This is a genomic window from Hymenobacter jeongseonensis (assembly GCF_015694725.1).
GTDB classification, from domain to species: Bacteria; Bacteroidota; Bacteroidia; order Cytophagales; family Hymenobacteraceae; genus Hymenobacter; species Hymenobacter jeongseonensis.
In genome coordinates, this window is sequence record NZ_JADQDQ010000009.1 from 192,423 (window position 1) to 219,260 (window position 26,838).

Genomic DNA, 26,838 nt, shown 5'->3' on the forward strand with positions numbered 1-26,838 from the left:
AGGACCTGCTTGCGTCGAAACAAACCGTTTGAACGTGAGCAGGTCCTTCGCGGCGCTTAGGATGACGCTTTCCTTTCCCTTAGATTCCGAAGCATTCCGAATGGCCCAATTTCCCTCCGACAAAGAAGCCGCCGATGCGCTGGCCGCCTCCTTTCAGAAGCTGCGCCAGGAAATTGGCAAAGTCATCGTGGGCCAAGACGAAGTGGTGCGGCTGGTGCTTACCGCCGTGTTTTCGCAGGGCCACAGCCTTTTGGTAGGTGTGCCCGGCCTGGCCAAAACCCTGCTGATTCAAACCATTGCCGATTCGCTGGATTTGTCGTTCAACCGCATCCAGTTCACGCCGGATTTGATGCCTTCCGACATCGTGGGTTCGGAAACCATGAACCAGCAGCGGGACTTCCATTTCGTGAAAGGCCCCGTGTTCGCCAACATCATTCTGGCCGACGAAATCAACCGTACGCCGCCTAAAACCCAGGCCGCCCTGCTCGAATCGATGCAGGAATACGCCGTGACCGTGGCTGGCCAGCGCTACCCTCTGGCGCGCCCGTTTTTTGTACTGGCCACGCAAAACCCCATCGAGCAGGAAGGCACGTACCCGCTGCCCGAAGCGCAGCTCGACCGCTTTATGTTCAACATCGAGTTGGGCTACCCCACCTACGCCGAGGAGTTGAGCATCGTCAGAAATACGACTTCAGACCGCAAGCACACGGTAAACAAAGTGCTGCACGCCGCCGACATTCAGGCCTTTCAGGAACTGGTGCGCCGCGTGCCCGTAGCCGATAACGTGGTGGAATACGCCGTGAGCCTCGTGCACAAAACCCGCCCCGGCAGCGAGCGCGCTGCACCCCGCGCCACCCAATTGCTGGAGTGGGGTGCGGGCCCAAGGGCCTCGCAGCACCTCATTGTGGGCGCCAAGTGCAACGCCCTGCTCAACGGCAAGTACTCGCCCGATATTGAGGACGTGCGCGCCGTGGCTGTGCCCATTCTGCGCCACCGCCTCGTGCGCAACTTCAAAGCCGAAGCCGAGGGCATTGGCGTGGAACAGATTGTGAAAGAGTTATTGTAAAAACTATGAAAAGAACGTCATGCTGAGCGAAGTCGAAGCATCTCTATCGCAGTAGTAAATCAATTACTGCCAAAGTAGAGATGCTTCGACTTCACTCAGCATGACGTTCTTTGTTGTCTCCCTCGTAAAAAAAGAATGGAAGCCCAAGCCTATTACCAGCAATTTGAGCGCAACGTGCGCATCATCCTCGACGCTCTGGCCGCTGGCCTGGAGCTGCGCACCACTTCCCTCGAAACCAGCCTGCCCATTGAAGTGTACGTGCTGTGCGAAGTGCTGAACCAAGGCGCCGGCGAAGACTTTGTGCTCACCGCCACCGGCGTGGCCCGGCTGGCTGAATTTCAGCAGCAATTTATGAAGCACGAAGGCCAGACCCTGGCGGCCATGGCGCGCGTGCTGGCCGACAAGCGCGGCACCATGCGCACGCCCGAGGGCCGCGTGTTGGTGAAGGAAATGCTCATTCGCCGGCTGGAGTTTTTCAACGAGGCCGCTCGGCAGGTGAATGTGATGCGCACGCAGCAAGCGCTGGGCAGCCCCAGCCAATACGAGGGCGTGAATAAATAAACCCCCATTTCAGTTTGTAGCAAAAGCCGCTTCTGTCAGACAGAAGCGGCTTTTTTTGCATTTAACTTATCGTTGTAGCGGCCGCTTTTTAGTCAAAATGGGGAGTCTGCGGTTATCCTTCGTCTTAGACTGCCGTTTTGATTGGTGGGCGGACTCCCTTTGTACCCAACGCATTCATGCTGCCTCGAACTCCACTCTTCACTACCCGCCTGTGCCTACGGCCGTATGAGCTGAGCGACGCGCCGGCCTTTTTTGACCTGCTCGAGGGCAACCGGGACCGGTTCCGCGCATCGTTTCCCGACCGCCTGCAGGCCGTGCGCACGCCCAACGACGCCGCCAAGGCCCTGCACGATTTCAGCACCGACTGGCAAACGGGCCGCTTCTACGTATTTGGCTTGTGGCACCGGGTTTCAGCCATTTACCTCGGCGACATTTGCATCATGCCCCAACAAAAGGGCCAGGCCGAAATAGGGTATTATCTGGGGGCAGGAGCCGAAGGCCAGGGCTACGCCCGCGAGGCTTTGGGCGCCATTGTGGTGTTTGGCTTTGAAGCCGTGGGCAGTCAGCGCCTCCTCATCCGGTGCTACGCCGACAACGAGCGCGGCCAAGCCGTGGCACGGGCAGCCGGCTTTGTGCTCGAAATACCGCCAAAACGTCCCGGCTGGTTCCGGAACTCCGATGCGGTAAGTAATATCCGCCGCTTCTGGCTTTCCCGCGCTGGCAACGGAAACTGAAAACCGCTCAAGTAGAGCGTTCGGGCACGTCCGTGTGCTTTGCGGGGGGCTGTTATTGCCCCACGCGGGCGCGCTTGCCAACGTTGCCCAGCAGCCATTCCTGCCGGAAGTTCAAGTACATCGCCAGGGAATAATCCAGCAGCCCGGTATTCAGGTCGAACACCGGCTCTACCCGCGCCGTAAGCGCGGCTGCGTCGGAGATGCGGATGTCGCGCATGAGGCGCACAAAAACCAACTGCCGCTTTGGGTCCAGGAAGTCCGGGTTTGACACCGTGCGCGAGGCGCTCTGGTACAAGTCGCCACCCAGCGGCGCAACGAAGCGCGAACCCTGCCAGTAACTCACCATCACATCCACTAATTTGCTTTCGAGCGTGGCGTTCAGGTACAGCGCGCGGCCGTACTTGAAGGGGAATTGGCCGGGCGTGAACGAGTAGTTCTGAAAACCGAGCACGTAGCCGTTGAAGCGCACCGCTTGCAGGGCAGGCCCGGTAAACCGGTACCGCGCTTCCAGCCCCAGGGCCTCGTTGAACGATGTGCGCAGGGGCCGGTCCAGGGTATCAATCTGCCCGCCGCGGTGGGTGGCCGTGAACTGAAACGGAATGGCCACGTGCCACCGGCTGCCATCGGGGCTGATGCGGTAGCTGCTGCTTACGCCGCCGGCTACTTCCTCCTGAAAATTGCTGTAGCGGTACTGCTGGCGCTGCCAGTCTACCCATTGGTCCACAAACAGCCGCGTACCATTGTAGCGCACCTGGATGCCCTCTTCCAATGGGTTCAGCATCACCCGCTCGAAATTGAGCATTGGCTCGATGTAATTATGATGAAGATGCGGCCGGATGTTCCCCAGGATTATCTGTTGCTTGCCTTGCGTCCAAGTGGCGCGGAACGTGGGACGCACCTGCTGCAACACCGGGTTGCCGAAGTCTTTCCAAAGAAAAACCCCGCCCTCTAGGCGCAGGTTTTTGGTGGGGTAATAGACGAGCTGCGGGTTCAGTTGCGTGCCGTAGAGCGTGTAGCCTTCGATAATCTTGTTGAAGTACTCGTTGTCTTTGAAGAAGACGAAAGCGTAGAGCGAAATCCGCACGTCACCTTTTTGGAAAGCTTGGGCTTTTCGGTTGATTGAGTCGGATTGCGCGCGCGTATCGTTCCCCTCCAATACCGCTACACTGTCGCGCAGTGCCCCTGGCGTGGGACTTGTAAACGCCCGATTATCCAGTTGCGCACGCGCTTCTCCCACTGTAATTAGCACAGCCACAAGGCCAACTAAAATTCTTAGATAATTCACCATATATTTCCACTTCCAACGGCACGAAACCGTTAGGCATTGTGTTAGAAAAAGCCGTCCCCAAAGAGGCTATTTAGCGTCTTTACCAGGGGATAGATTTATCTGATTGCGACGGCTCCAAAACCCTTAACTTTACCAAACCTAATCCCTTTTTCCCCAATAACCCCACATGGCACTAGCTACCAGAACAGCCCCGAAAGCTGAGAAAGTCGAAAAGGCTGAAAAAGGCGATATGAACGTCGCGGCCGAAAAAATGAAAGCCCTCCAGCTCACGCTCGATAAGCTGGACAAAGCCTACGGCAAAGGCACCGTGATGAAGCTCAGCGACAACAAAGTGGGCGACATTCCGAGCATCAGTACTGGTTCGCTCTCGCTCGACATTGCCCTCGGCATTGGCGGGGTGCCCCGGGGCCGCGTGATTGAAATCTACGGCCCGGAATCGTCGGGTAAGACCACGCTGACCATGCACATGATTGCCGAGGCGCAGAAGAAGGGCGGCATGGCCGCATTCATCGACGCCGAGCACGCCTTCGACAAATCCTACGCCGAGAAGCTGGGCATCGACACCAGCAACCTGCTCATCGCCCAGCCCGACAACGGCGAGCAAGCCCTCGAAATCGCCGACCAGCTGATTTCGTCGGGTGCGATTGACATCATCGTAATTGACTCCGTGGCCGCTCTGGTGCCGAAAGGCGAATTGGAAGGCGACATGGGCGACTCGAAAGTGGGCCTGCACGCCCGCCTCATGAGCCAAGCCCTGCGCAAGCTCACCGGCACCATCAACAAGACCGGCTGCTGCTGCGTGTTCATCAACCAGCTCCGTGAGAAAATCGGCGTGATGTTCGGCTCGCCCGAAACCACGACCGGTGGTAACGCCCTGAAATTCTACGCTTCGGTGCGCCTCGACATTCGTCGTATCGGCCAAATCAAGGAAGACAAGGACAACGTGACCGGCAACCGCACCAAGGTGAAGGTGGTGAAGAACAAAGTAGCGCCGCCCTTCAAGGTGGTCGAGTTCGACATCATCTACGGTCAGGGCATTTCGAAAGTCGGTGAGATTGTGGACCTTGGCGTCGACATGGGCATCATCGGCAAGTCGGGCTCGTGGTTCAACTACGGCGATACCAAGATTGGCCAGGGCCGCGAAGCCGTGAAAACGTTGCTGCTCGACAACCCTGAGCTGGCCGCCGAAATTGAAGCCAAAATCCGGGCCATGGCCAAGGGCGACGAAGACGTCATTCCCGTGGACATGAGCATCGAGGATGACGGCGAAGACACGCTCTAATCCGGGTTCAACCTGAGTAGATTGCGCACCGTAATAGAAAGCCCGCCGCAAACCGCAGCGGGCTTTTTTGTGTCTGTATATTTGAGGAATCCGAGGCTGGCATTGCGTTTGTTTAGGCCGGTTCAGCTTCCCCTTCTGTTACGATTTATGAATCGCCGCTGGCTTCTTTTAACCCCCGCACTTTTACTGTTGCTGGCTGCCACGCAACCTGTTTTGGGCCCCGGCGATGCCGTGCGCAGCATTCCGCAGTCCAGTTTTGGGCGGGGCGAAGTCATCCGGTACACGGTGCATTACGGCCTCATCAACGGTGGCGAAGCCACGGTGGAAACCGCGGGCAGCCTGGAGCGCGTGAACGACCGGCCCTGCTACAAAGCCACCGTGAGCGGCCGCACCACGGGTTCGTTTGATTTCTTTTTGCGCATCCGCGACCAGTGGCGGGCTTACATCGACACCACCAGCATTTTGCCCCTGCGCTCGCAGCGCGACATTGCCGAGAAGAACTACCGCAAAAAGGAAACCGTCACGTACGACCACATCAACGACCTGGCGGAGGTGGAAGTGCACAACAAAAACACCCCAAAGCGCACCACCGTGAAGGTGGCCAACAACACCCTGGAGCTGGTGAGCGGCTTTTACTACCTGCGCACGTTCGATTTTAACAAGATGCGCGTGGGCGAAGTCATCAAAGTGCCCGGCTTTCTCGACGGCGATAATTTCATGCTTGAGGTCACGTACAAGGGCCGGCAAATTGTGGAAACCTTGGCCGGCGACATCCACACCTTCAAGCTGGTGCCGAAGCTGCCCAACAACAAGCTGTTTCGGGGCGAGAATGCGATTTCCGTGTACCTCTCCGATGACCGAAACAAGATTCCGGTGCTGTTTCAGGCCGAAATGTTTGTGGGAACAGTGAAGGTGGACATGGTGAAATACCAGGGCCTGAAGTCGCCGCTGAACCGGGTGCGCTAACCCGTGGCGCTGCGGCTGGCGCGGCCATGAAGAAAGTAGGTCACACAATCGTAACATAGCCATAGGCGCGGCAAGCGGTACTTTTGCAGCAGCAATGCCTTGCTTCATTTAAGCCCCAACGCCGTGACTACTCCTCAAACGCCCGTATACAAGATTCTGGTCGTTGACGACGACCCGGATATCGTTGAACTGCTGGAGTTCAACCTGAAAAAGGAAGGCTACCGGACGGCTTCTGCCAGCGACGGCCGCAAAGCCTTAGAAGTTGCCGCAGAGTTCAACCCCGACATCATCCTACTCGATGTGATGATGCCCAACCTCGACGGCATTGCCACCTGCCGGCTTCTGCGCGAGCAGCCCAAGTTCAAGGAAACCTACATCTTGTTCCTCACGGCGCGGGCCGAGGAATTCTCAGAAGTTGCGGCTTTTGACGCTGGGGCCGACGACTTTATCGCCAAACCCATTAAGCCGCGGGCCCTGCTCGGCCGCCTGGCTGCCGTGAAGCGCCGCGACCAGGACCCCCACGGCACTATTGATGCCATCGACATCAACGGCTTGCGCATCGACCGCACCGGCTTTGCCGTGTACCAGGAAGGCCGCAAAATCACGCTGCCCAAGAAGGAATTTGAGCTGCTGGCATTTTTGGCCGCCTCGCCCCACAAAGTTTTCAACCGCGAAGAATTGCTGCAGAATATTTGGGGCAACGACGTGTTTGTGCTGGCCCGCACCGTGGACGTGCACGTGCGCAAAGTGCGCGAGAAAGTGGGCGACCACCACATCCAGACCATTAAAGGGGTGGGTTATAAGTTCAACGCTGATTAAATTCAGGGTGCCGTTCGCAGTAACTAATGAGCAATGGTCAGTCCGACTGTTGCTCATTTTCTTTACTTTGAAAATCAATTTATTAAAGTGAGCCTGACGCGGTTGTTACGGCTCCCTGCATCCAGCTTGCTAAAACATGAACCTTTCTTCCCGCACCATTGCCATTCTCATTTCGCTGCTGGTGGCGGGTGTGCTCACCACCTACGCCCACTTCGGCCCCACGCTGGCCTTTCGGGAGGCTTTTTTGGCGGCGGGCATCACGGTAGCGGCGTGCTTCCTGTTGGTATACTTGTCGTTTGAAGCGTTGATTTTCCGCGAAATCAACGGCATTTACGCCGGTCTTGAGCACATCAAGCGCAAGGAATTCAAGCACCTGAGCAATAAATTCCTGTTTCGGCCGGAGCCGGTGAAGCGCGTGCGCGACGAAATTCTGCTCATGGCCGAGCGCCGCCAGCAGGAGCTGGACGAGCTGATGCGGCTGCAAGCCCTGCGGCGCGAGTTCCTGGCCGACGTTTCGCACGAACTCAAAACGCCGCTCTTTGCCGCCCAGGGCTTTGTGCATACCATTCTCGACGATGAGGCCGACGACATTGACCCCGCCACCCGCCGCAAATTCCTCCGCAAAGCCGCCACCAGCCTCGACACCTTGGATGCGCTGGTGCAGGACTTGATTACCATTGCCCAGCTCGAAAAGGGCGTGGTGCGCATGCGGCGTCAGCGGTTCGACCTGGTGGCGCTGGTGCGCGAAATCTTTGAGCTGCTGGAACAGCAGGCCGCCCGCCGCGGCACCGCTCTCGAATTGTTTCCGCCTGCCCTGGCCGAAACCGAAATTCCGGTGGTGGCCGACCGCAACCGCATTCGCCAGGTTTTGGTGAACTTGATTGATAACGCCATTAAATACGGCCGCGACCACGGCCGCGTGGTGGTGGCCTTAACCGAGAGCGGCCGCTCGGTGCGCGTTGCCGTGCGCGACGACGGGGCCGGCATTGCGCCCGAACACCAGGCGCGCATTTTCGAACGGTTCTACCGCATCGACAAAAGCCGCTCGCGCGACTCCGGCGGCTCGGGCCTCGGGCTCGCCATCAGCAAGCACATCGTGGAAGCGCACAAGTCCAGCATACGCGTGAAGAGCACCATCGGCGAGGGCACCACGCTCGAATTCAAGCTAAGCAAGCCCAAAGGCGCGGGGTAGCCACCAGCCGCTCTTCATCAGAGGGGGGTTGTGTAGAAGTGCTTACCCTTTCACTCCCCGCCCCAATCACGTACCGGCTACCTTTGGGGCCTCTTATGAAGCTTCCTGATTTCTCCGACCTCATTATTTTCGAAAACGACGATTACCTCGTCGTCAACAAGCCCCCGTTTCTGGCTACGCTCGACGAGCGGGTGGGCGGCGCGCCCAACATGCTGCGCCTAGCCCGCCAGAACTACGACGATATCCAGGCCGCTCACCGCCTCGACCGCGAGACCAGCGGTGCGCTGGCCTTCGCCAAAAACCCGGAGGCTTACCGCCACCTTGCCATGCAGTTTGAGAACCGCGAGGTAAAAAAGCAGTACCACGCCGTGGTGTGGGGCACACCGCAGTTCACTGACGAAATTGTGGAGCGCAGCATCGAAAACACCACGCGCGGCAAGGCCCGGCTCGCTTACAAAGGCAAGCCCGCCGAAACGCACTTCACCACCCTCGAAAACTTCACCCGCCACTCGCTCATCCTCTGCGAGCCCGTCACCGGCCGCATGCACCAGATTCGCCTGCACCTCATGTACTTGCAGGCGCCCATTGTGGGCGATACGCTGTATGGCGGGGAAGATTTTTTTCTCTCTTCGCTGAAGAAGAAATTCAACCTGAAGCAGGGCGAGGAAGAGCAACCGTTTATCAAGCGCTTCGCCTTGCACGCCATGCGGCTCCAATTTTCCGGCCTGAACGGCGAGGAAATCTCCGTGGAAGCGCCTTATCCCAAGGACTTTCGGGTATTGGTGGAGGCGTTGCGCCAAAATCAGTAAGCCGCTTTTATTGCACGCGCTCGAACACGATGATGCGGGTGGTGTCGCGCTCGGGATGCGTGCGGTTGCGAGGTCGGGCATCGGCCCACCGCTCCCGGAAACGCGCATCTGAGCGGAGTTGGGACAAGGAAACGTGGCCTTCGGTGCGGGCAAACCAATCGTCCCACAGCACCAGCGTGCCCACGGGCAGCGACTCCGCTTGGCTGACATTGTTCACGCTCAGGGCCGGGTGCGCTTGAGAGTCAAAGAAATTGTTCTGCGTAGCCAAGGCTACATAAGGAAAATCATAAGCGAGTGGGCGCGCGCCCTGGCCATAGGTTTTGCGTATCCACGCGGCGGCATTTTCCGCCACTTCCTGGTCGGGCGGCCGGGTAAAATCGCGCTGCCAGCGGAACCCTTGGCGGGTGCCTAAGAACGGGAAGAGTACCACGGCCGCAACCACGCCTATTTGAATCCGGCGTTGCGCTGTGGGCAACGGCGCCAATTGCGTTAGCCAGTCCAGTCCATTGAGGGCCACCACGGCAAAAAGCGGCGTAGTCACGGTGAGCACGCGCGTCAGGCCAAAGGAATTGAACAGGCCCAGTGCCCAGAAAACAGTGTGCGCGGCAATGAAAACGGTGATGCTGCCGTAAACCAGGAGTAATTCCGCGCTAAAAAAGGGGCGCTGGCGACGCTCCGACCGTAGGCAGTCGCGCAACATGCGTACGCCTCCTATTAGAGCCAATAGCAGCAGCACCCAGCCCAGTAACCCGGGCAGGCTGAATATGAAATGGTCCCAGTCACCGTGGCCGTAAACGGATATCGTGGCATATGGATTGCGGCTGAATACCCAATCCAACTCGCCCATGACCACGGCCCCAATCCCGCTGAATACCACGTAGCCCACCATCAGCAGCGGCAAAAAGCGCCACTGCCGCCGCCACGCCAAATACAGCACCCACAACCCAATCAGCACAAATCCCTCGGAACGGACAAAGGGCAACCAGGAAATAAGCGCGGCCGACCAACCCGGACGGTTCGTTACGGCCAGCGCCACCGACCCCACCAACACCAACCCGAACAAAGGCTCCGTAAGTCCAGAGAATTGGATGAGAAAATAGTCGGGCGCCGCGTAGGCAAACAGCAGCGCCAACTCCGGCGCGGGCAGCCGCAGGGCCCGCGCCACCACAAAAGCGCACCAAGCCGAGAGCGCCACCACGCCGCACTGGAACAGCTTCATCCCAATAAAGCCAAGTTGCGCCGGCCCCGAAGCCAAGAGGGTGAACAACGGCTTGGCCCACGAATCCAAGTAATTCAGGGGATGTTGCGGCGCGTGCCGCGCAAACAGGTAGTGTTTGATGCTGTCGCCAGAATCATATGTATTCGTGGTAACGAAGGCCACCGTGATGGATAGTAGCAGCAAACCGGCCAGCAGCAGCCAGGCGCGCCGGTCGGTAGCAGCAGAATCTGAGTGGACGGCAGCTAGTGTCATAAAGGCAATAATAAGCTTCAAAAGTACGCTTCTGCTCACTGGGCGCTGGTTAAGCCGTTTCCGCAACAGCCCGCGTTGGGAAGCGCTTTGGAAAAACTACTCAGCCACGCTTGGCTATTTCCCGATAAATCAGTACCTTTGTGTCCGTTTTTCCCGAAGCCGTAGGGGCTTCGAACTCTTATTCAATAGTTTAGCATACCTTTTTTTCGACTCATGGACCACCTGAGCTTCAAGACGACCCACGTCAATAAGGCCAACGCCCAGAAGAGCTGGGTTATCGTAGACGCCAGCGTAGCCCCGCTGGGCCGCGTTTGCTCGCAGATTGCCAACATTCTGCGTGGCAAGCACAAGCCTTCGTTTACCCCCAACTCGGACTGCGGCGACAACGTCATCGTTCTCAATGCCGACAAGCTGCGCGTAACGGGCAAGAAAATGACCGAGAAGGTCTACATCACGCACTCGGGCTACCCCGGTGGCCAGAAGCGTCGCACCGTGCGTGAGCAGATGGACCGCGATTCGCGTCGTGTTATCGAGCACGCTGTTAAAGGCATGCTGCAGGGCAACAAGTTGGGTTCGGCACAGTACCGCAACCTGTACGTGTACGCCGGCACCGAGCACCCACACGAGGCGCAGCAGCCCGTTGCTATCGAACTCAAAAACCTGTAAGCCACGACGGCTTACGTTCTTTAATTTTTCCACTAATGGCAATTACCAACACCTCTGGTAGAAGAAAAACCTCGGTGGCCCGCATTTACATGCAGGCCGGGCAAGGGAATATCACTATCAATGACCGGGACATGAAGGCGTATTTCAGCAACGAGTTGCTGGAAAACGTTGTGAACCAACCCCTGGCAATTCTTGAGCAAGTCGGCCAGTACGACATCAAGGTGAACGTGAAAGGCGGCGGCATTTCGGCGCAGGCCGAGGCTATCCGTCTCGCAATCACCAAGGCGCTCGTGAGCGACAACGAGGAGACTCGTCCTGCTCTGAAGAAAGAAGGCTTCCTGACCCGTGACCCGCGCATGGTGGAACGCAAGAAATTCGGCAAGCGCAAAGCTCGTCGCTCGTTCCAGTTCTCGAAACGCTAAACCAGGAGGAAATATATCATGGCTCAGACGACTTATAAGGACCTGCTCGACGCAGGTGCCCATTTTGGTCACCTCACCCGCAAGTGGGACCCCAAAATGGCGCCGTACATCTTCATGGAGAAGAACGGCATCCATATTATTGACCTCAACAAAACGCTGGTTTCGCTCGACTACGCCGCCACTGCTATTCGCAACATTGCGAAGAGCGGCCGCAAGGTGATGTTCGTGGCTACCAAGAAGCAGGCACAAGAAATTGTGACCACCGAAGCCGAGCGGTTGAAGATGCCTTTCGTGACCGACCGGTGGTTGGGCGGCATGCTCACCAACTTCGCTACGGTTCGCAAGAGCCTGAAGAAGATGGCCACCATCGACAAGATGGTGAAAGAGAACACGGCCTACGCCGCTCTCGCCAAGCGCGAGAAGCTGATGATGTCGCGTGAGCGCGCCAAGCTGGACCGCGTACTCGGTGGCATCGCCGACCTCGGCCGTCTGCCCGCTGCTCTGTTCGTAGTGGACGTGAAGCGTGAGCACATCGCCGTGAAGGAAGCCCACAAATTGGGTATCCCGGTGTTTGCTATCTGCGACACCAACTCGAACCCCGAATTGGTACAGTTCCCGATTCCTGCCAACGACGATGCCTCGAAGTCGATTCAGCTCATCGTGAGCGTAATCGGTAAGGCCATCGAAGACGGCCTGTCGGAGCGCAAAGTTGACAAAGAAGACGCCGACCGCAAGGAAGCCGACGAGGCTGCCATTGCTGAAAAAACGGCTGCTGACGAAGAATAGTCCCTTCATCGCTCTTTGAAAAAAGGGAACCTTCGAGTAGCTAGGCTCCGGAGGTTCCCTTTTTTATTTACCTGAATTCCAACCCAACAAAAAACACATCTAATGGCCGCTATTACCGCCGCAGACGTAAACAAGCTCCGCACCATGACCGGTGCCGGCATGATGGATTGCAAAAAAGCCCTGGTGGAAGCCGACGGCGACTTCGAAGCCGCTCGCGACATTCTCCGCAAGCACGGCCAGAAAATCGCTGACAAGCGCGCCGAGAACGAAACCTCGGAAGGCCTCGTGTTGGTGAACGTGAGCGAAGACGGCACCCAAGGCAAACTGGTGGCGTTGGCTTGCGAAACCGAATCGGTAGCCAAAGTGGCTAACTTCCGCGAGCTGGCCCAGCAAATTCTGGACACCGCTATCCGCATCGATGCAGGCACGAAGGAGGATATCCTCGCTGCCAAGGCTTCGGACGGCCTGACCGTGCAGGAGCACGTGACCGACTTGATGGGCAAAATCGGCGAGAAGCTGGAAGTAACTTACGCGACGCTGACCGCTGAGAAAGTGGCTTCGTACATCCACTCCGACAACAAGAAGGCCGTACTTGTGGGCCTGAAGAATGTTGGTTCGGCTGACGCTGCTGCCGTAGGCCGCGACGTAGCCATGCAAATTGTAGCCATGAAGCCCGTTGCCGTTGACAAAGACGGTGTGGATTCGGCTACGGTGGAGCGTGAAATCGAAGTAGGCAAAGAGCAGGCCCGCACCGAAGGCAAGCCCGAGGCAATGCTGGAGAAAATTGCTCAAGGCAAGCTCAACAAATTCTATAAGGAGAATACCCTGCTGAACCAGGAGTTCGTGAAAGACAACTCGATGACCATCGCCCAGCTGCTCGACAGCAAGTCGAAAGGCATGACGGTTTCGGACTTCAAGCGTGTAGCTATCGGCGCTTAATTGCGGCTTATAGTTGAATAAAAAAGGCCCGCTGGCATTGTGCTAGCGGGCCTTTTTCTTTGATACAACAATTGTTCATGGAACATCATAGAAAACGGGCATACCGTTACTTGCTTTATCAATTCCTACTTGACATTCGCACAGCTCCTACTCCAGACAGCTCTGCGTATTTCACTGACGAACAGTGTCGTAATCAAGTCAATTATGCTGGTGCAGTGGCCTATCTGCTTCATAATTTTGCTCTAGCAGCGGCTGACGACTTCATTGCATTCGATGAAGCAACATTCTGGCAAGGTATAGAGAGCTTTAGTCAGGCAAATCCACAATTGAGCGTACTACATTTCAAGAAGGTGTTTGAAATGGCTTTGACTGACTCACAATAAAAAGGCCCGCTGGCATTGTGCTAGCGGGCCTTTTTGTGTCTAGTTGCTTTGTGGCGAATTCATTTGGATGTGCGTGTCGGTCATCATTTTCAAGTAGCCCTCCAACGTTTCCATGCCAATAGCCGCCCGGCGCTTGTTTACGTTTTTAGGGCCGCGTAAAGAAACCGGAACGGCTTTGCCTAGGCCGGGCCCTTCGTATTTCACCTGCGTGCCGTATTCTTCCGGCTTGCCCGTATGTATGGCTATGCGGTCGGTGAGGTAGGCGTAATTGATTGGGCTGGCGTTTTTGCGTTTTACCTCTGCCAACATCAGGGTTAGCACCTGACGCTGAAAATCCAGGTGAGCATCCGCGTGCTGCACGAGCAGCCAAAAATTATTCGAGTTTTTTTCTCCCACCTGCTTAAACCCGGGGTAGCCGTATAGCTTTACTATTTTTTCCAGCACGGGCTGGTGACGCGCAAAATTCGTCTTCTCCATATCAATTAGGCTATTTCCCAAACTGTCTACTTTTTGACCGCCGAATATTTGCTGCATCGGCCATTGGTCTACGTAAGCCAGGCTGTCCAACGTTTTGCTGAGCGCGGGGTAGAGCACGGGCTGCGTTTGGGCCCAGGCAGGCAAAGCCAAACAAGTTGTTGCCAACAGGAGGAGAAGAAGGTGCTTCATGCTAATTAGGAACGTGTGGTGTAGCTTTTCAAGGTCAACGCTGAAGTTGTTGCCTTCGCGTATGGCCAGCTCATTGATTATTTTTTTGCCACGCCCGTACCCGTGAATTGGCGTTCTCGCGAATGTTCAGGTAGAATAGCGCGTAGTCGGCGATGTGAAAGGAATGGCGCAGTTCGGGGCGGCCGGGAAGCAAGAAGCGTGGGTAGCCGCTGGGCTTGGGCGGTGTTATCCAAAGCAGGCCTTGGTGGATTTTAGCATCCGTCACCTGCGGGTCGATGCGCTTGAAATCCTGACTGACGCCGCCGCGATTAAGGGTAGCGGGGGCTAGCAGGGTATCCAGCGTCCAAGTGAGGGGGTTGGTAACGGCGAAGGGATGAAAGGGAGGAAAATCGTTGCCGGTAGCCACGGCATTGTAACTGATGAAGCAACCGGTAGCAAGGGAATCGGGGCAGGGACGGATGGTTTGGTACTCGCCGGGCTTCACTTTGAAGCCGATGAGGTAGGCAGTCACGAGTCTGCGGCGCATTTTCGGGTCGTTTTCGAAGAATTCATGAAGCAGACGGGTGGCATGCGCAGTGCCCTGGCTGTGGCCGGCAATGATGATGGGGCGGCCCTGATTGTAATGGGCGAGGTAGTATTGGAAGGCCGATTTCACGTCGGCATAAGCGAGATTGAGGGCTTCTTGGCCGTTGGGGGTTTGCTCGTCGAAAAAAGAATAGAGCGTGGCTTGGCGGTAGCGCGGGGCGTAAATACGGCCGGCGGCGTTGAAGGCCGTGGCTTGGTGGCGAATGGTGCTTTTGTCGGTGAAGCGGTTGAGCTTTTCGCGGCTTAGGTCGGCGTTCCAGGCTTTGCGCCAGTAGTAGGTGGTGGGGTGGATAAAAAAAACATCGGCAGCAGCAGTCGCCTGCTCATCGCGCAACCCGGAGTTTTCGGGAACTACATCGGCAGAGTCGCGGCGGGTTGGCAGAGCAGCCCACAAGCTGTCTTGCGCATAGTCGGGGCCGGTTGTGGGAGTGTAGGCCACGAAGTCGTGGCGCGGCTTGAGGAGCTTGAGACAGGAGTTCAGTGATATCAGCAACAGCGATAAGCAGAGGTAGCGTAACCAGGGTTTTAACACAGGAACAATATTGTGTAGTCCGTCATGCTGAGCAGGTCGGAGCATGACGGGTTTTATTTGGTACTGAATTAAATAATTGGTGTGGGCCAGTGCTGAATCACGCGTGGTTGGCCGGTTTCGTCATACAACAGGCTCATGGGCTCGGCGGGTTTGGCGACGACATCTGCCAGGGAAATGTTCCAGCGCTGCCACATTTCGGCCAGCGTCTGGGTGTAAGCCGAATTCTCCCAGGGGTTGAAAATGGCGCCGGTCACGTCGTCGATGAGGGCGTCGAACACCAGTTGGGTATCACCGGCACGCGGGGTGCGCGGGTAGATATCGGGCACGACGTGGAGGAGGTGCGCAGCATAGTACACGCGGGCTTTGAACTCGGCAACCTGCACAGGGTGTAGCGGGCGCTGAGCATCTTGGTACACTTTGCCCATGGCTTGGCCAATGAGGCCGATATCAACCAAACAGGCCACCAGCACGGTTTTATCGAGTTTTATGCTGAAAACGAGGGTATTCAGGTCGTCGTCGTATTCGAACGGCGTAACGTCCTCAGCCGCATCGGCCTCTAGCACGAAAACGGAGCCAGGCACGAAATCGGCGTACTCAGTGGGCACGCGCAAGCCCTGCAAAAGCTGAAAAAACGCCTGAAAGCGGCGCACCAACGCCGCATTCTCGGCCAAAGGATACTTGGGCTTTATCAGCGGCTCGAACTCATTCAGCAGTTCCGTGATGAAGATGCCGTAGAACATTTTGCCCATCCACAGAAACAACGCATCGTCGCCGAGGGCACGCAGGGCGGCGGGGCCTTGGACCGCAGCGGCCTCTACCCTGCTCTCAAGTTCCGTGATGCGCTGGCGCACGGCGGGGCTGGCGGGCAGACGCAAATCGCGGAACTGAACGGTGCGTTGGTCGAGAAGCTGAATGGGGCGCTCGGCCAAGTGGTAGCGGGCCTGGAGCCACTCCGCAAAAACGGGGACGGTGTCATCAGGCCCGACGGGCTGGCCGCTGAGAAAACAAGTAGTGGGGCCAAACCGCATGCCATCGAACGGGTCGTAGGGAATGAGGTCGGCGGGGGTGAGCTGGGGCATAAAACAAGAAAGCGAACTTGGTGGCCCGCACCGCCGCGCCCGTGGAACAAGCCAAACGGACAGACGATGCGAACCACAAAGTTCGCGCTACGGCGGTTAGCGAACCCAGCCGGACGGGATTTATCGCGAGAGCGACGACCCAGCTCGGATGAGCAGCTTGCTCAGGTTGGTGAGCGGGGCGCTGTAATCCCCGCCGGCATCCTCGGCTACCTTGGCGGTTTCGGCGCCCAGGGTAGCCAATACTTCGGCGATGTCGTGGGCGGGGCTTTTGGCATCGCTCAGTAGCTCGTTGAGCTGGTGGAGGCCCTGCTTGATTTTGGCCAGGCCCGCCCGGTCGGAAGAAGCCAGAACGGCTTCCCAGCGCTCAACCTCAACGCGGCCCTGCGGACCGGAATTGGTGGGGGTACTGGCGGAGAGAAACGTCAGCGTATCGTCGAGCAAGGCGGTATTTTGCTGGTCGGTCACGGCCATGGGCACTTCGTGCGGGACGGTCGGTTGCGGAGTGGCGGCGGTGGAATCCATGGGAAATGGGAGTAAGAAGTTACAAGAGAACTATACTAGCGTGGAGAATAAAAAGTTAGCTTACCCACTATCAAACCACCGCGAACTCACCCATTGGCATACTCCCGGGTTACCTTTCGGGCCCGATTTTTATTAATTGGCATCTATTCATCTCATTTCCTTTTCGCCATGAAAACGTCTTTGAAAACCTTATTTGTTGCCGTAGCCGTGGCCCTGAGTGCCACCGCTTGTACCGAAACCGAGCAGCGCAACGCCGAAGCCAACACCGAAAAGACGGCAAACGATGCCGAAATAGCCGCCGATTCGATGGGCGACCGCGCCGAAGCTGGCCTCGACCGGGCCGAAGACAAAATGGATGCCGCGGCCGAAAAAGCCAGTGCTAAAATGGAAGCCGCCGGCGAAAAGTTTGAAGCAAAGGTGAACGCAGCCGGCGACAAAATGGAAGCCGCCGGCGAAAAGCTCGAATCGAAAATGAAGGCCATGGGCAGGGCCGCCGAACGCTCCGCCACCCAAACCAAAGAGAACGTCAAAGACGCGAACCGGGAATAAGCCACAAGCCGTAGTAGCATTGAAAAAGCCCGTACGCATGATGCGTGCGGGCTTTTTTTAATGTTCTTAGAGTTCGGCTACTTCCAGCAACACATCGTAGTAGGGCCGGCCGAGCAGGCGCGCGCGCAGCCAGGAATAGAAACTCATGGCCTGCAAATCTTCGCGCTCCGAGGGCAGGAAGGCCGGAAACTCGGCTACCCGCTCGGCAAAAGCCGGCCGCTGGGCCAGCGCAGGGTCGTGGATGAGGTCGCGCACCAAACCCAAGTAGTTGAGCACAAAGTGATAGGGCCCGCCAGCCAGCGCGGTTTGTGCCACCGCCGTATCGAGCACGTCCTCGCCGGCGAGCCTACCCGGAAACTGCTCCACCAACCGGCGCTCGATGGCCTTGATGCGCCCGAGGGCAATGTCTTCGTGACCCAATTCCAGTTGGATGAGCATCTCGCCCATGTTTTTTTTCAGCAGCCACTCCAGGCCCAGGTGCTCTTCTAGCCAGTGGTCGGTGCGGCCCAGCCGAAGCATGGTGTAATTGGCCTTGCCAAAATTCCCTTCGGCAAAGTAATGGAAGACCAACTGGAGGCGGGCGGTGAGTTCCTCCATCATCGGCAGGGCCGGCGTGGCCGCAAGCTCCTGCTCCAATAGGGCAATACTCTCGGAATTGCGGCGAAGAAACGCCAGATTGGCCGCCAGCAGAAAAGTGAAGCGCGGCCCGAACTCCGCGAATTTGCGGTTGGTCGCGCCTTGCAGCAGTGCCCGTCCTTGCTCCAGATAGGCCACCGACTGGGCAAAATGCCGCGACCGGTACAAGGCGTGGGCCAGCATGTAGAGCAGCCGCAGTTGGTAGTTGCGCTGGGCGGGCGCAAAGCCGTGGCGTCGCTCCATGAGCCGATAGCAACGCTCAATGAACACGGCAAACGAGGCAAAGTCCCGGCGCACGAGCATGGCACTGCGGGCAATGGACATGAGCCGGCACAGCAGCGACGGCGAACGGGCAAAGGCTTCCTGCAAGTCGTACTCCACCAAAATGTCGTGCATGAGGGTGTCGAGCGGCGCACCGGCACGGCCTCGCTTCCGGGCTTCGCCCAAGCGCTGGCGCAGTAGACTATCGGCAATGTTGGCGCGCTCCTCTTCGTCGGCGGCTTTTTTATTGACGTGGCGGCGGGCAATTATTTCGGCCAGCGGCTCGGCGTGCGGCGAATTGGCGTACTGAATTTGCAGGTTGTACACGGCATTCAGCGGCTCGTACTGCTCGTTGTCGTGGGCCAGCTTTTCGGCTTTGCGCAGCGTGCTCCACGCCAGGCGCGGAATGCCGGCCTCAAACAGGTACTGGGCCAGGGTAAGTTGCCCGCGCACCGAGGCAGCGGCCGTAGTATCGAGTTGCCGCTGGCGGAGGAGCAGGAAATCGGTGAGGTGGCGCAGCAGGCGCTTGCGGAGTGCGTAGTAAGCCACCGGGTTGGGCTCGTCGGGGTAGAGCTTGGCAATGAGCTGGGGGCTGCTGAGCGCTTTGGCTTGCACCAGCAGTTCGTACAGCCGCGAATCTTGCCGGCCCGCCGTCTTGCGCCGCTGGCGCTGAATGAATACGCCAAAGTCGCGGCGCTCGTCGGGGCCAAGCGTTAAAAGCGTCGTGCGCAGGTCGTCCATGGCAGCAAATTACGATGCGACGGCCGGCTGTTTTGAGGAAGAGCGCAGCCACGGTTATCTGCCACTTGCTCAGGGCTTCCGCAGCGGTAGCAACATTGCTTCCGCAGTGCATTCCCGCCTTGGCGCTGGGGCTGGGCGCGAAACCTAACGCTTACTTACAGGGTAAAAGCCGATTACCCGTTGCAGTTTCCTTCGTTTAATGATGAATTTTCATCACCTCTTTCTTTCCAAACTCATGAAATTTTCCCCCAAAACCCTTTTCCTCGTCGCGGCCTTTGGTGCCTTTGCCACTACTTCCTGCTCGGAAAAGAAGGCTGAAAACACCGCTGATACCGTGGAAAACGCCGCCGACAACGCCGCCGAAAACACCACCAACGCTATGGATAACGCCGTAGACAATGCCAAAGAAGACATTGCCCGCGAGCCCGGCGATACCGCCGTGGTCCGCAACCAGCCCGCCGATAAGGTGGTGGAAGAGATTCCTGACAAGAAGGACTAACTCCATCCGTTCTAGTTGAGAGCCCTGCTACCATCGTAGCGGGGCTTTTTGTTGTCAGCATTTGCCTTGAATAGAGCCCCCCTTGGCACAACGCAGGAATGGTTGCGGCAAAAGGAGAAAAACGATTGATGCGCTGCCTTTCAACTGCTAAAAAACATTCTAACAACGTTTATTAATTATTTAAAATAATATATACTAAGTAATTATAATTAAATACAGTCACTAACAAGATTCCGGCATTGTGGCCACAAGCTCAACTTTATGGAAAGGCGCGGCGTAAAAACCCCAGAAATTCCTCCTTCCCATCCACATTTCCTTCACCCCTTTTTCTTTCACACGATGGACCTCAACAACAATAACATCGACGACCAAAGCGAGCTGAAAGCCCGCGGCAATTGGAATCAAGTTAAAGGCGAAGCCAAGCAGAAGTGGGGCAACCTCACCGACGACGACCTGGACTACGAGGACGGCAAACAGGACGAGTGGTACGGCCGCTTGCAAGAAAAAACCGGCCACGCCGTGGAAGACATCAAGAACTGGTTCAACCGAACCTTCTAGCCCGTTGCATTTGCCAATGAGGCAGCCCGCCTTCCAATCCACACGCGGTTGACTCATTAAAAAAAGGCCCTTTCTGGAGACAGAAAGGGCCTTTTTTGGTTAACTGCGCCCCCAATCTCAACCTTTGTCCGAGGGAAGTGCGTAATAAAATCCCGGTTTCACCTTTCGCCCGATTTCCATGTCCGCTTCCGATACTTTGCTTTCTGCCGTTCCCGGCTCGCCATCGTCGGGCATAAAGACACTGGCCCGCCTGGGCTTTGCCGCCATCGGAGTGGTGTATGTGCTGATGGGCGTGTTGGCGCTGATGGCCGTGACGGGCCTGGGTCGCGGCGAGCGCGCCGACCGGGAAGAAGCCGTGCAGCGGCTGCAGGACCTGCCCGCCGGCAACGTGTTGCTGGGCCTCATTGCCCTGGGCTTGCTGGGCTACATCGTGTGGCGTTTCACCCAGGCCATTATCGATACCGAAAGCAAGGGTGCTGATGCCAAAGGAATCGGCACGCGCATTTGGTACGCGGCCAGTGGCTTGGTATATAGCGGCCTGGCCTTATACGCGGCCCGCCTCGCCCTCAACGGAAGCGCCGAAAAAGGCGGCAACACCTCGAAGACCCTTACCGCGACCGTGCTGGGTTGGCCCGGCGGCGAATGGCTCATCATGCTGGCCGGCGTGGTGGTTATCGGCATCGCTATTTATCAGATGTACCGGGCGTATTCCGGCAAATTCCAGAAAGACGTGAACGCCAGTGGCCTTTCGGCTGGGCAGCAGCAGCTGGTGTACCGCGCCGGCCAAGTAGGATTCACCGCGCGGGGCGTGGTATTGGCCATTCTGGGTTATTTCTTGCTGAAAGCCGGGCAGCAGTCGCGCGCCTCGGCTGTGGGCGGCACCGACGAGGCTTTCGACTTTTTGGCCGCCATGGGGCCGGCCGTGCTGGGCGTGGTAGCCGCCGGGCTGGTTGCCTACGGCCTGTTTATGCTGGTGCAAGCCAAGTACCCGGTGCTGCGCGGGCTATAAGCCTGCGCAGGAAGCCACCACCGGCGCGAATAGCACCCGCAACCCTGCCCACGGTTTGTTAATCAAATCTGGTTTCGGCGCTGCGATTCGGGACTATAATTCAACCGCATCCGCTACGTAGTCGGCCAGGTATTGGTAGCGCGGCGTTAGTTGGCCGTTTTTGGTGATGGTGGCGCGGGCAATTACGCCCTCGTCGTCGTGGCCCACTAAATGAGGCAGCACGTTGTCGATGAGCTGCCGGCCGAAATCACGGCTGGCGTTGCGCGGCAGCTCGCAGGGCAGGTTGTCCACAGCCATCACCGTGATGTTTGTGGGACGGGCGTAAGCCGCCTCCAACTCCCCGGTTTGGGGATTGTAGTCAAATGCCGGGTCGGCAATGGTACTGGCGCGCTTGGTAGTGGGAATGGAACCGTTCACGTCGCAGGTCACGTCGGCAATGGTGTTGATGCGGAAGTTTGGGCGTTGCGTGTCGGCTTCTTCGAAGAGCTTGGGGGCCGCCGGATGCCAGTACGCACAGGCAATGAGCAGGTCCGTCACGGGCAGAAACAGGCCGAACGTAGACTCGTATTCCTGCGGGTTGGCATGAAAATCGGTCGTGTCCCACACCCGGCCATCGCGGCGGCGGTTGTAGTCGGAGCTGCGCAATTGGGTGTACACCGGCTCATTGAAGGTGAGGTACAAATAGTCGTACACGCTGACGCGGCGGATGCCCATGCGGTCGAGCACTTCCAAGGCGCCCTGCGCCACCCGGCCCGAGCCGGTAACCGCCATTTTGATGGCCGGCAGTTTCTTCACTTTGAAAAACTCCTCCTGCATGTCGTCCATATCCACGCACTCGTGGGCGGGCTTCAAGGAAAACAGCTGGTGTTTGCGCCCGTACGTGAGCAAGCCGTTGTAGGCGCCCACAATGCCGGCGTAGCGACCAAAGGCCACGATGCGCTCGCCCCGGGCGTTGGTCAGCAGTTCGTAATCAATCAGGGTGATGTTTTTCTTCAGCACTTCCCGCAGCAGGTTGCGGTTGGCGGGCTGCTTTTTCACGGTGTGCGAGAAAAACAGGTAGGTTTTATTGGGAATAAGCTGCTGCACTGGCACTTCTTTCACGCCCATGAGCACGTCGCAATCGGATATGTCGTCGCGTACTTCCAGCCCTAAGTCCCGGTATTCCTGGTCGGAGTAGCTGCGCACGGGGCTGCTTTGCACCACCATCTGGAGGTCGGCGAAAGTGGACTGGGCTTCCACGCACTTTTTGGGGGTGAGGGGCACGCGCTTGTCGGGCGGCGTCTTGCCTTCGCGAATGAGGCCGATGGTGAGGGACATGGGTGGGATTGGCTGGGTGGGGTGAGGGGCAAGAGTCGTCTACTCTTCTACACATCGTGTGTCATCCTGTGAGCAGGACGACCGGCGGTGTCCGCCAAAATTACGGTTTTGCCCGCAGTCCGCCGGACCTTTTGGCCCTTACCTTTGTTTAGGATTCTGAAACTGAAAATCACCGCATCAAAACCGTTTCCCACCCCACCATTTCTCGCCTTTATGACGCTGAAACCCCAGCCTGCCGACGTTTTTGAAGACCGCCACAACGCGCCCGGCGCCGACGAGCAGGCGGCCATGCTCCGCACCATCGGCGTGAGCAGCATCGAGCAGCTTATCGACGAAACCGTGCCGCCCGCCATCCGCCTGAAAAAACCGCTCGACCTGCCCGCCGCCCTCAGCGAACGGGCTTTTTTGGCGAAATTCAAGCAGATTGCCAGCCAGAACCAGGTGTTCAAGAGCTACATCGGTCTGGGCTACCACGACACCACGCTGCCGCCGGTTATTCAGCGCAACATCCTCGAAAACCCGGGCTGGTACACTGCCTACACGCCTTACCAAGCCGAAATTGCCCAGGGCCGCCTCGAAGCCCTCATCAATTACCAGACGATGGTAATTGACCTCACCGGCCTCGAAATTGCCAACGCCAGCTTGCTGGATGAAGGCACTGCCGCCGCCGAAGCCATGCACATGCTGCACAGCCAGACCAAGAAAAAAGGCGCCAACCAGTATTTCGTTTCCGAGCAAGTATTGCCCCAAACCATCGACCTGCTGCGCACCCGCGCCACGCCGGTCGGCATTGAGTTGGTGGTAGGCGACCACCGCGAAATTGACCTGAGCGCCGAAGGCTTCTTCGGCGCCATGGTGCAATACCCTGCCGCCGACGGCGAGGTGTTCGACTACAAAGAATTCATCGGTCAGGCCCGCGCCAACAACGTGTTTGTGGTGATGGCGGCTGACTTGCTGGCCCTCACGCTCCTCACCTCGCCCGGCGAGCTCGGCGCCGATGTGTGCGTGGGCAACTCGCAGCGCTTTGGCGTGCCGATGGGCTACGGCGGTCCGCACGCCGGTTTCTTCTCCTGCAAAGACCAGTTTAAGCGCGTAATTCCCGGCCGCCTCATCGGCCAGAGCATCGACGCGGCCGGTAACAAGGCATTCCGCATGGCTTTGCAAACCCGCGAGCAGCACATCCGCCGCGAGAAAGCCACCTCCAACATCTGCACCGCGCAGGTGCTACTGAGCGTGCTGGCCGGTATGTACGCCGTGTACCACGGCCCGCAGCGCATCCAGCAGTTTGCCGTGAACACCCACAGCCTGGCCCAAACGCTGGAAGCCGGCCTGAAGAAGCTCGGCGTGGAGCAAACCAACGAAAATTACTTCGACACCCTGAACCTGCGCCTCGAAAGCGCCGAGTTGCAGCAGTCGCTGCGCAAGGAAGCCGAAGCCGCCCGCCTCAACTTCCGCTACTTCGACGAGGTGCGCGTGGGCATTTCGCTCAACCAGAACACCGAGCTGCACGACGTGGCCGACATTCTGGACGTCTTCGGCAAAGTCCTCGGCAAAGAAGCCGACCAGCTAGTGGGCCTGCCCGAGTCGCTGGAACTGACCTGGCCCAAAAGCCTCGTTCGCACCAGCGACTACCTCACCCACCCCGTCTTTAACACGCACCACGCCGAACACGAGCTGTTGCGCTACATGAAGCAGCTCGAAAACAAGGACCTCAGCCTCGCGCACAGCATGATTCCGCTGGGCTCGTGCACCATGAAGCTGAACGCCACCGCCGAGATGATTCCGGTGACTTGGCCCGAAATCGGCCAGCTTCACCCCTTCGCGCCGCTTGACCAGACCAAGGGGTATCAGCAGATTTTCGCCGACTTGCAAACTTGGCTATGTGAAATCACCGGTTTTGCCGCCGTCAGCCTGCAGCCAAACTCGGGTGCGCAAGGCGAATACGCCGGCCTGCTGGCCATCCGCGGCTACCACGAAGCCCGCGGCGACCACCACCGCAATGTGTCCCTGATTCCGGCTTCGGCCCACGGCACCAACCCCGCCTCGGCCGTAATGGCCGGCATGGAAGTAGTGGTGGTGAAAAGTACCGAAGACGGCAACATCGACGTGGCCGACCTCAAGGAAAAAGCCGCCAAGTACGCCGACCGCCTCTCCTGCCTTATGGTGACCTACCCCAGCACGCACGGCGTGTACGAGGAAACCATTGTAGACATCTGCGAGACCATTCATAACCACGGCGGCCGCGTGTACATGGACGGCGCCAACATGAATGCCCAGGTCGGCCTGACTTCGCCCGCCAACATTGGTGCCGACGTTTGCCACCTCAACCTCCACAAGACCTTCTGCATTCCTCACGGTGGCGGTGGCCCCGGCGTTGGCCCTATCGGCGTAGTAGCTGACTTGGCTCCTTACCTGCCCGGCCACGCCGTGGTGGCCGTAGAAGGCCGCACCAACGGCTCGGTTTCGGCGGCGCCGTGGGGCTCGGCCAGCATCCTGCCCATCAGCTACGCCTACATCTCGATGATGGGCGGCGAGGGCCTGACCCGCGCCACGCAAATTGCCATCCTCAATGCCAACTACATCAAGGCCCGTCTGGAAGAGCACTACCCGGTGCTGTACTCCGGCAGCCACGGCCGTTGCGCCCACGAGATGATTCTGGAGTGCCGCCACTTCAAGAAGGCCGGCATTGAAGTAGAAGACATTGCCAAACGCCTGATGGACTATGGCTTCCATGCTCCTACCGTGAGTTTCCCCGTGGCCGGCACGCTCATGATTGAGCCCACCGAAAGCGAAAGCAAAGATGAGCTGGACCGTTTCTGCGATGCCATGATTTCCATCCGCAAGGAAATCGCAGAAGTAGAGTCGGGCAAAGCCGATGCCAAGGACAACGTGCTGAAGCACGCGCCCCACACCGCCGCTACCGTGCTGGTGCACGAGTGGACCCGTCCCTACTCCCGCGAAAAAGCCGTGTACCCCATGGAGTACGTGCGCGCCGCCAAGTTCTGGCCCACCGTCAGCCGCATCGACTCGGCCTACGGCGACCGCAACCTGATTTGCAGCTGTACCCCAATCGAGCAGTACGCCGACCAAGAAGAAGAATTGGTACAGGCTGATAAAGGCCCATCGTACTAGTTCCGAAAGAATAAGCGAAACATAAGCGTCTCTTATCTGCCTATTTAAACACAAAAAGCCCCGTCTCAAGGTTAGAGACGGGGCTTTTTGTGTTCGGAAGTTGGTATCAGCTAGCTAAGCAAAGCTGAAGTAATTGCATCCTTAACTCTTTTTCAAATCAGCGTTGAACGCTACTTAGCTCCTCGTTCGCCGAAGCAACGCCGGTCCATGTAGCCAGTCTGCGTTTTGCCATCTTTATCCAGACGTACCCGCACAAAGTACGCGTTGATGGTATCCGTTACTTGCACTTCGTTGCCTGCGGTGGTTTGGGCAAGCACCAAGGAGGATTTCTTCATGCCGTCGTATACCGGGCAGTTTACGATAGTATTATAGGCAACGGGCGTATTGTTGCCGGCCGCGGTTTGCATGCGTTCGTCGCGAGTGGAAGAGCAGGCAGCCAGCAAGCCCGTAACAGCCAATAACAACAAGGCGGTACTTTTCATTGACGAAGCGTGGGTATGAGTGGAAATTCGGGGGTAAGGTAGGACAAAATCTGTTTATACCAAACTAAAACCATCCAAATTGCCTGCAACGGAAGCTAATTGGGGGCTGCAGAAAGTGGAACGCCGGGGTTTGTTTCATCGTTATAATAGCATCTCCCCAAAAACGGCTGTTCCTCTCTAAATTCAGCCTTTTGGACCCTTCAATTAACCTGTCTTTTTCAAATCCCATGATTCGAATGACCCATTTTATGGCTCGTCCCGCTGCCTTAGCCGCCTTGAGCCTTGCGCTCTTGCTGGGCACCAGCGGTTGCGCCACTTCTTCCCGCGTGGGCGTGACCAACGACTTTGACCATTCGGTTAACTTTTTGGCGTTTAAAACCTGGGCGTGGTATCCGCAGCAGCCCACTGACACCGAGGGCGGGCCCGCCAAAGGCTACGAGTCCTTTTTGGACAAACGCATGCGGGCAGCCGTTTCGGCCGAGATGGTCCGCAAAGGCCTGACGGAAGTCACAACCGCTCCCGATATTTATGTGGCCTACAGTGCCCGCGTAGAGGACAAGCAGCAAGTTTCGCCTTACTATAATGGTCTTGGCTATCCGTATGGTTACGGATACGGGTACTACGGCCGCGGCATGCAACCCATCACTCAGTACAAAGCCGGCACGGTGGTGATTGACATTATCGATGCCAGACGCAAAGAATTGGCATGGAGGGGTACTGGACAAGCGCAAGTGGACCAAAACTCTATCAACGAGGCTGAAACGTTGCGCATTGTCAACGGCATTCTCGGCACTTACCCTCCCCAGGGAAACAACGCTATAGCTTTAGACCGGCACGTTCACGTGGCGCTCAGCATGATACGAGCTGCGCACCAGCGGGCCGCTTT

At 57.7% G+C, this 26,838-nt stretch carries 28 protein-coding genes; 19 read left to right on the top strand and 9 right to left on the bottom strand.

From position 1 onward, the window contains the following. Nucleotides 1–100 precede the first annotated feature (100 nt). From I2I05_RS17285 to I2I05_RS17295, 3 genes are all read left to right on the top strand, one after another. Complete coding sequence (locus I2I05_RS17285) at nucleotides 101–1,066, top strand: AAA family ATPase (protein WP_196283507.1); 966 nt, start codon at nucleotides 101–103, stop codon at nucleotides 1,064–1,066. 135 nt (nucleotides 1,067–1,201) lie between these two features. Further along, nucleotides 1,202–1,627, top strand: a complete 426-nt coding sequence (locus tag I2I05_RS17290) for a hypothetical protein (protein WP_196283508.1) — start codon at nucleotides 1,202–1,204, stop codon at nucleotides 1,625–1,627. Nucleotides 1,628–1,803: 176 nt separating this feature from the next. Next, complete coding sequence (locus I2I05_RS17295; RefSeq protein ID WP_196283509.1) at nucleotides 1,804–2,361, top strand: GNAT family N-acetyltransferase; 558 nt, start codon at nucleotides 1,804–1,806, stop codon at nucleotides 2,359–2,361. A gap of 52 nt (nucleotides 2,362–2,413) precedes the next feature. Here I2I05_RS17295 and I2I05_RS17300 read toward each other — a convergent pair whose 3' ends face one another. Beyond that, a complete protein-coding gene (locus tag I2I05_RS17300; protein WP_196283510.1) occupies nucleotides 2,414–3,445 on the bottom strand; it encodes a hypothetical protein in 1,032 nt (343 codons plus the stop codon). A gap of 433 nt (nucleotides 3,446–3,878) precedes the next feature. Between I2I05_RS17300 and recA the strand changes: the two genes are divergently transcribed. The 5 genes from recA (at nucleotide 3,879) to I2I05_RS17325 (ending at nucleotide 8,717) form a co-directional block, all read left to right on the top strand. Then, a complete protein-coding gene (recA, locus tag I2I05_RS17305) occupies nucleotides 3,879–4,931 on the top strand; it encodes a recombinase RecA (RefSeq protein ID WP_196283543.1) in 1,053 nt (350 codons plus the stop codon). Nucleotides 4,932–5,078: 147 nt separating this feature from the next. Then, a complete protein-coding gene (locus I2I05_RS17310) occupies nucleotides 5,079–5,897 on the top strand; it encodes a DUF3108 domain-containing protein (RefSeq protein ID WP_196283511.1) in 819 nt (272 codons plus the stop codon). 123 nt (nucleotides 5,898–6,020) lie between these two features. Next, the gene (locus tag I2I05_RS17315; protein ID WP_196283512.1) at nucleotides 6,021–6,716 is read left to right on the top strand and encodes a response regulator transcription factor; all 696 of its coding nucleotides are present in this window, start codon (nucleotides 6,021–6,023) and stop codon (nucleotides 6,714–6,716) included. 136 nt (nucleotides 6,717–6,852) lie between these two features. Then, nucleotides 6,853–7,908 carry a sensor histidine kinase gene (locus I2I05_RS17320; protein ID WP_196283513.1) on the top strand — a complete coding sequence of 352 codons (1,056 nt, stop codon included), beginning with the start codon at nucleotides 6,853–6,855 and terminating at the stop codon, nucleotides 7,906–7,908. 95 nt (nucleotides 7,909–8,003) lie between these two features. Continuing rightward, nucleotides 8,004–8,717, top strand: coding sequence for an RluA family pseudouridine synthase (locus I2I05_RS17325; RefSeq protein ID WP_196283514.1), 714 nt, complete (start codon nucleotides 8,004–8,006; stop codon nucleotides 8,715–8,717). A gap of 7 nt (nucleotides 8,718–8,724) precedes the next feature. Here I2I05_RS17325 and I2I05_RS17330 read toward each other — a convergent pair whose 3' ends face one another. Then, nucleotides 8,725–10,188, bottom strand: a complete 1,464-nt coding sequence (locus I2I05_RS17330; protein WP_196283515.1) for a hypothetical protein — start codon at nucleotides 10,186–10,188, stop codon at nucleotides 8,725–8,727. Between the two features lie 213 nt (nucleotides 10,189–10,401). Between I2I05_RS17330 and rplM the strand changes: the two genes are divergently transcribed. From rplM to I2I05_RS17355, 5 genes are all read left to right on the top strand, one after another. Next, complete coding sequence (gene rplM / locus I2I05_RS17335; protein WP_092670442.1) at nucleotides 10,402–10,854, top strand: 50S ribosomal protein L13; 453 nt, start codon at nucleotides 10,402–10,404, stop codon at nucleotides 10,852–10,854. Between the two features lie 35 nt (nucleotides 10,855–10,889). Continuing rightward, a complete protein-coding gene (gene rpsI / locus I2I05_RS17340; RefSeq protein WP_035563789.1) occupies nucleotides 10,890–11,276 on the top strand; it encodes a 30S ribosomal protein S9 in 387 nt (128 codons plus the stop codon). An 18-nt stretch (nucleotides 11,277–11,294) separates the two neighbouring features. After that, nucleotides 11,295–12,062, top strand: a complete 768-nt coding sequence (gene rpsB / locus I2I05_RS17345; RefSeq protein WP_196283516.1) for a 30S ribosomal protein S2 — start codon at nucleotides 11,295–11,297, stop codon at nucleotides 12,060–12,062. 102 nt (nucleotides 12,063–12,164) lie between these two features. Then, nucleotides 12,165–13,001, top strand: coding sequence for a translation elongation factor Ts (gene tsf / locus I2I05_RS17350; protein WP_196283517.1), 837 nt, complete (start codon nucleotides 12,165–12,167; stop codon nucleotides 12,999–13,001). A 77-nt stretch (nucleotides 13,002–13,078) separates the two neighbouring features. Continuing rightward, on the top strand, nucleotides 13,079–13,384 hold the full coding sequence (locus I2I05_RS17355) for a hypothetical protein (protein ID WP_196283518.1): 306 nt from the start codon (nucleotides 13,079–13,081) through the stop codon (nucleotides 13,382–13,384). 39 nt (nucleotides 13,385–13,423) lie between these two features. Here I2I05_RS17355 and I2I05_RS17360 read toward each other — a convergent pair whose 3' ends face one another. The 4 genes from I2I05_RS17360 to I2I05_RS17375 all read right to left on the bottom strand — a co-directional run bounded on the left by I2I05_RS17360 (nucleotide 13,424) and on the right by I2I05_RS17375 (nucleotide 16,768). Further along, a complete protein-coding gene (locus tag I2I05_RS17360; RefSeq protein ID WP_196283519.1) occupies nucleotides 13,424–13,951 on the bottom strand; it encodes a DUF6624 domain-containing protein in 528 nt (175 codons plus the stop codon). 169 nt (nucleotides 13,952–14,120) lie between these two features. Further along, nucleotides 14,121–15,128 carry a DUF3089 domain-containing protein gene (locus I2I05_RS17365; protein ID WP_196283520.1) on the bottom strand — a complete coding sequence of 336 codons (1,008 nt, stop codon included), beginning with the start codon at nucleotides 15,126–15,128 and terminating at the stop codon, nucleotides 14,121–14,123. 107 nt (nucleotides 15,129–15,235) lie between these two features. Then, nucleotides 15,236–16,246, bottom strand: coding sequence for a hypothetical protein (locus I2I05_RS17370; RefSeq protein ID WP_196283521.1), 1,011 nt, complete (start codon nucleotides 16,244–16,246; stop codon nucleotides 15,236–15,238). 120 nt (nucleotides 16,247–16,366) lie between these two features. Further along, nucleotides 16,367–16,768, bottom strand: a complete 402-nt coding sequence (locus I2I05_RS17375) for a hypothetical protein (protein WP_196283522.1) — start codon at nucleotides 16,766–16,768, stop codon at nucleotides 16,367–16,369. A 168-nt stretch (nucleotides 16,769–16,936) separates the two neighbouring features. Between I2I05_RS17375 and I2I05_RS17380 the strand changes: the two genes are divergently transcribed. After that, nucleotides 16,937–17,317, top strand: coding sequence for a hypothetical protein (locus tag I2I05_RS17380; protein ID WP_196283523.1), 381 nt, complete (start codon nucleotides 16,937–16,939; stop codon nucleotides 17,315–17,317). A 66-nt stretch (nucleotides 17,318–17,383) separates the two neighbouring features. Here the strand turns inward: I2I05_RS17380 and I2I05_RS17385 are convergent, their stop codons facing one another. Then, on the bottom strand, nucleotides 17,384–18,955 hold the full coding sequence (locus I2I05_RS17385) for a hypothetical protein (protein ID WP_196283524.1): 1,572 nt from the start codon (nucleotides 18,953–18,955) through the stop codon (nucleotides 17,384–17,386). Nucleotides 18,956–19,190: 235 nt separating this feature from the next. Here I2I05_RS17385 and I2I05_RS17390 point away from each other — a divergent pair, with 235 nt between their 5' ends. The 3 genes from I2I05_RS17390 (at nucleotide 19,191) to I2I05_RS17400 (ending at nucleotide 21,021) form a co-directional block, all read left to right on the top strand. Further along, nucleotides 19,191–19,454: a hypothetical protein gene (locus I2I05_RS17390; protein WP_196283525.1), complete on the top strand. Its 264-nt coding sequence runs from the start codon at nucleotides 19,191–19,193 to the stop codon at nucleotides 19,452–19,454. Between the two features lie 339 nt (nucleotides 19,455–19,793). Next, complete coding sequence (locus tag I2I05_RS17395; RefSeq protein ID WP_196283526.1) at nucleotides 19,794–20,012, top strand: CsbD family protein; 219 nt, start codon at nucleotides 19,794–19,796, stop codon at nucleotides 20,010–20,012. 178 nt (nucleotides 20,013–20,190) lie between these two features. Beyond that, on the top strand, nucleotides 20,191–21,021 hold the full coding sequence (locus I2I05_RS17400; RefSeq protein WP_196283527.1) for a DUF1206 domain-containing protein: 831 nt from the start codon (nucleotides 20,191–20,193) through the stop codon (nucleotides 21,019–21,021). A gap of 93 nt (nucleotides 21,022–21,114) precedes the next feature. Here I2I05_RS17400 and I2I05_RS17405 read toward each other — a convergent pair whose 3' ends face one another. After that, entirely contained in the window at nucleotides 21,115–22,338 is a 1,224-nt protein-coding gene (locus I2I05_RS17405; protein ID WP_196283528.1) for an NAD(P)-dependent oxidoreductase, read from the bottom strand. A gap of 213 nt (nucleotides 22,339–22,551) precedes the next feature. Between I2I05_RS17405 and gcvP the strand changes: the two genes are divergently transcribed. Then, nucleotides 22,552–25,470, top strand: a complete 2,919-nt coding sequence (gene gcvP / locus I2I05_RS17410) for an aminomethyl-transferring glycine dehydrogenase (protein WP_196283529.1) — start codon at nucleotides 22,552–22,554, stop codon at nucleotides 25,468–25,470. Nucleotides 25,471–25,640: 170 nt separating this feature from the next. Here gcvP and I2I05_RS17415 read toward each other — a convergent pair whose 3' ends face one another. Next, nucleotides 25,641–25,952 carry a hypothetical protein gene (locus I2I05_RS17415; RefSeq protein ID WP_196283530.1) on the bottom strand — a complete coding sequence of 104 codons (312 nt, stop codon included), beginning with the start codon at nucleotides 25,950–25,952 and terminating at the stop codon, nucleotides 25,641–25,643. A 227-nt stretch (nucleotides 25,953–26,179) separates the two neighbouring features. Between I2I05_RS17415 and I2I05_RS17420 the strand changes: the two genes are divergently transcribed. Next, a partial coding sequence (locus I2I05_RS17420; protein WP_196283531.1) for a DUF4136 domain-containing protein occupies nucleotides 26,180–26,838 on the top strand: 659 nt, incomplete at its 3' end.